This window comes from Mesorhizobium sp. M2E.F.Ca.ET.209.01.1.1 (genome assembly GCF_004010375.2).
Classification (GTDB): Bacteria; Pseudomonadota; Alphaproteobacteria; order Rhizobiales; family Rhizobiaceae; genus Mesorhizobium.
In genome coordinates, this window is record NZ_SADP02000082.1 from 1 (window position 1) to 641 (window position 641).

General features: G+C 63.8%; 2 protein-coding genes. Both read left to right on the forward strand.

The window, feature by feature from the left end; translation table 11 throughout:
* Nucleotides 1–234 (forward strand): type II toxin-antitoxin system prevent-host-death family antitoxin (locus EN852_RS34645; protein ID WP_135879575.1); only part of this gene is annotated, 234 nt, incomplete at its 5' end.
* The coding region (locus EN852_RS34650) for a type II toxin-antitoxin system VapC family toxin (RefSeq protein ID WP_135879576.1) at nt 231–641 on the forward strand (411 nt) is incomplete at its 3' end. The genes EN852_RS34645 and EN852_RS34650, both read left to right, overlap by 4 nt.

The following is a 641-nucleotide window of genomic DNA, read 5'->3' on the forward strand; positions in this document are numbered from 1 at the left end:
ACGGTCGCCGGGGCAAAAGCCCGCCTCTCCGAGGTCATCGAGCGCGCGCAGTTTTCACCGCAGACGATCACCAAAAACGGCAAGCCAAGCGTGGTCGTCGTCTCAGCGGAGGAATGGCAGCGAAAGACCGCACGTAAAGGCACGCTTGCGGAGTTCCTGCTGGACTCGCCGCTGCGTGGCGCCGATATCGACCTGGAGCGGCAACGCGACCAACCGCGCGATCTGCCGCTGTGAGGCTGCTACTCGATACGAATGTGCTGTCCGAGGTGACGAGGCCGGCGCCGGACACGCGCGTTCTGGAGTGGTTGAACGGGCTCGACGAGGACCGCTCCTTCATCAGTGTTGTGTCGATCGCCGAGATCCGGCGCGGCGTCGCCCTCATGGATGAGGGCCGCAAACGCGAGGCACTGGCTGAATGGCTTGCCCACGATCTGCCGCGGCGCTTTGAGCAGAGGGTTTTGCCCGTGGACGAGGCCGTTGCCTTTGCTTGGGGCGACCTAATGGGCCTTGCCAAGCGGCGCGGTCGCGGTCTGTCCTCGATGGATGGGATGATCGCAGCCACCGCGATTGCGCAGCAGCTTACCTTGGCAACGCGCAACACGAGGGATTTCGAACGCTTTGGAAGCGAACTCTTCGATCCC